Below are 3,279 nucleotides of genomic sequence, written 5' to 3'. Positions count from 1 at the left end.
AGTACCCGAAAGTTTAACGATTCCTTTCTTCAACTGTTTACTACTAATCGCTTGAATCGTGTAGACGAGAAGGTTTCGCCCTTTGGTCTTGTCTTTGTACTTTGGCAATTTCGGGCGACCCGTGAATTTTGAAGAATCGGCTTTATAACCTTTAACGGCTTCAAAAAACGATTTCCAATTCTGATCTAGAACCATCAAGATTTGCTGGCTTACTTTAGCAGGTAAAGCCTTGTAGGCTTGATGAGACTTCATCAATCGGTTCATCTCGTTGTAATTAACGTAGCCCCATCCATAGATAAAGTTATGACGAATGACGTAGTTAGCAGCATTGTACAGATTTTTGGATTTGAAAGCTAGTTCGTCAATTTCGGCGAAACGGTGTTCCGTTGATTTAATGATGTGCCTCTCTGTTAGTTGCATTTGAGACTTCCGTTTTTTGGGCTATGCGTATTCCTTGTTCAACATTCTCAACAATATAATACCATTATTGTTTATAATTGCTTATAAACTCAATGAAGTTTTACAATACCAATTTCAACAATCAATGCAACAGTATCTGTAGGGTGCGTCGCCACTGCTAATCCTCAAAAAAGAGAAAAAATCTCATCGCGACGCACAACCGAGAATCTTTGAGAACACAACCATCCATTTAACTCTACTTAAATTTGGTGTTGTAGCCAGAAATTTTCATGCTTAGTATAATATTGCGATCAGTCCAAATATTCCCTCGGCATTGCAGCATCTGTAAAAATTGGTAGCGTTTCCCAAATTTTCAGCCATTCCGGCAATTCCGCTAATGTTTTGAGCTGAAACGACATTTCTATTAAGGAAAATTCTAAATTGTGGAAATCTTGAATAAGTTCGGCTTTCAAGAAGATTTCATTTCTAGCTAAATCTGGAGCATTAGTCGCGAACGCTATACTGTTACCAGCATCTAAATTGCAGATATAAACTTGTGCGAACACACTTTGAATTGTTTTAACCGCCGCCGCATTAAACTCTTGTTTGTGGAATAGGTGGATAGCTACAACGCCCGTATTTGACAAGTGCGTTTTGCAGAGTTGGTAAAATTCTTGTGTGACCAATGGATAGGGCATATAGCCGCTGCCAAAACCAGCATCCACAATAATTATATCATTTTTTATGGTGGGATTTTGTTCGGCAAGATATTGACGACCATCTTGAATGGCTACTTTTAGTCTGTCATTAAATTGAATGCCAAAAAACTTTTGAGCAACTTCGACAACTGTTGCGTCTATGTCAGCAGATTCGACTATCGCGTTAGGGAAATAGTGATGCAAAATTCTGGGAAGAGTGCCACCCCCAAAACCGATTATATAGATATTTTTTGGTTGAGTTTTCCAGAGTAATGCTAACAGCATTGCTTGGGAATATGGAAATATTAATTTAAGTGGATTGTTGAGGTCGAGGATTGATTGAGCTACACTTGTACTCAAAGTTTCTCTGTCTACCAAAACCAGGAGTAAGCATGATTTATCTTTTTTGATTGCTACAATGCTGTCGCCGGAATCTTGCTGAAATATAATGCCATCTGGCTGTTTTTTAAGCCAGTCAATCTGTTGGTTGGCAATTGCTAAATAATACCAATTATCTAAAATTGTGCAACACTCTTCGACCCCCCCTAGCCCCCCCTTGCTAAGGGGGGGGACAAGAATACTGTTATTTCGTTGAAAATTGGTATAATTATTGTTTTGCTTGCCTGCATCATAATTCATAGTATTCTAAATTAGACGTTTGAGATTAAAAATTGATGACTAAAATCGTGGTTGGGATCTGACGTATAGTTTCATTATTGTTGAGAACTTATATCAAATCTAAAATCTAAAATCGAATCACCTCAATCCCAATAATAGCGCGATTCCGCCGATCGCACAAACCACACCCACAACAGCCCGGAGACTAACCTTTTCGCCCGCGAGTACGGCTAGAGGCAGTATAAACAGGGGACTTGTAGAACTAAGTGCTTGAGCGATGGCTGCGGGTGCATATTTCAAGGAAGTCTGTTGCAGGAAAATTCCGAGATAGGTTCCCAAAAAAGCTGCTAAAATTATTGCACCTAATATTTTTGGCGCTTTTAATTGTTGGAAAGTGCCAAGGTTTGTGGGGTTGAGAAAGCACAGCATGACTGCCATACCTCCGCTCAAACGTAAGGCCGCTGTCCACAAGGGATCGATATCTATTTGAGCGAAGGCGGCGCGGGATAAAACTGCTCCGGCTGCGTGGGCTGTTTGTCCTAATAAACTAATGCCTAATCCTTGCCAAAGATGTTTTGATGGTAAGGTGGTTTCGGCTGTTCGTTCGGCAATCACCCAAGCTACGCCGCAGATTGTTAAAAGAATGCCTGTACAAGCAATAGGCGATAGCTTTTCTTGCAAAAATATCAAGCCGAATAAAGCTGTCAAAGGGGGAGATAGGGTTTCTAAAAGCAGCGCTCGCCTCGCGCCTAAATATTTTAATACGATAAAGAAAGCGGTGTCTCCGATGCCAATTCCTAGGGCGCCGCTGATGAGCAGCATTGCTAAAATATTCGGGTTTACGGATGGTAAGGATTTGCCTAAGATTATTATCGTGGTAAGAAGCATGACCAGGGCGATCGCACCTTTGAGCAAGTTTAGTACAACTGCGGGGATTTGCTGTCCGACTCGCTGCCAGATTGTGGAAGATAGAGCCCAGACAAATGCAGCACCTAAAGCCGCGATTTCACCGATAAAATTCATGTGATTTTAGATTTTAGTTTTGACATACTCCCCGGCGTAAACGCGCGGGGATTCTTCATCGACTGATGCTACCTTTCATAGTCTTACTCTGTCTCCGCGTACATTTAAGGTCGTGCCGATGCCCCATGCCGACCATTTCTATATTCCTAGCAGCATTTTCATCTCTATCTTGCTCAACACCGCAACTGACGCAAAGCACGCGATCGAATAGATAAATCAATCTTGCCCCATTTGAATCCACAATCTGCACAGATTTGGCTAGTCGGTTCCCATCTACTAATTACCTTGAATTCCCTGCCAAATTTCTCAGACTTACCCTCACAAAGAGTCCTGAATTCTCTCCATCCTTGCAGACTAATTGCCCTGGCAAGTTTACGATTCTTGACCATCCCCGACACGTTCAAATCTTCCAAAATAATTACTTGGTTTTCGTTGACTATTGTGGTTGACAATTTGTGTAGGAAGTCTTGGCGGGTGTCGGCAATTCGATTGTGTAACTTGGCAATTTTAATGCGAGTTACATTCCTTCTTTTAGAATCTT

Annotated in this window: 2 protein-coding genes and 2 pseudogenes; all 4 read right to left on the bottom strand. The window is 41.3% G+C overall.

Annotation, left to right across the window (positions count from 1 at the left end; all coding sequences use genetic code 11):
* A pseudogene (locus JGK36_RS33625) lies at nucleotides 1-420 on the bottom strand (RNA-guided endonuclease TnpB family protein); the annotation flags it as partial.
* A 290-nt stretch (nucleotides 421-710) separates the two neighbouring features.
* Nucleotides 711-1,736, bottom strand: coding sequence for a spermidine synthase (locus tag JGK36_RS33620; RefSeq protein ID WP_293199385.1), 1,026 nt, complete (start codon nucleotides 1,734-1,736; stop codon nucleotides 711-713).
* 117 nt (nucleotides 1,737-1,853) lie between these two features.
* The gene (locus JGK36_RS33615) at nucleotides 1,854-2,738 is read right to left on the bottom strand and encodes a DMT family transporter (protein ID WP_325315380.1); all 885 of its coding nucleotides are present in this window, start codon (nucleotides 2,736-2,738) and stop codon (nucleotides 1,854-1,856) included.
* Between the two features lie 55 nt (nucleotides 2,739-2,793).
* Nucleotides 2,794-3,279 (bottom strand): annotated as a pseudogene (locus JGK36_RS33610) (RNA-guided endonuclease InsQ/TnpB family protein); the annotation flags it as partial.

Origin of the sequence: Microcoleus sp. PH2017_35_SFW_U_B, from assembly GCF_020737865.1 — a bacterium.
Lineage (GTDB): Bacteria > Cyanobacteriota > Cyanobacteriia > Cyanobacteriales > Microcoleaceae > Microcoleus.
Note: the sequence above shows the minus strand (reverse complement) of the source record. Positions and strands in the feature narration are given on the sequence as shown.

What these genes read in the sequence shown, in the direction of transcription:
- JGK36_RS33620 (WP_293199385.1), bottom strand. Translation starts at nt 1,736, where the DNA reads ATGAATTATGATGCAGGCAAGCAAAACAATAATTATACCAATTTTCAA.
- JGK36_RS33615 (WP_325315380.1), bottom strand. Translation starts at nt 2,738, where the DNA reads ATGAATTTTATCGGTGAAATCGCGGCTTTAGGTGCTGCATTTGTCTGG.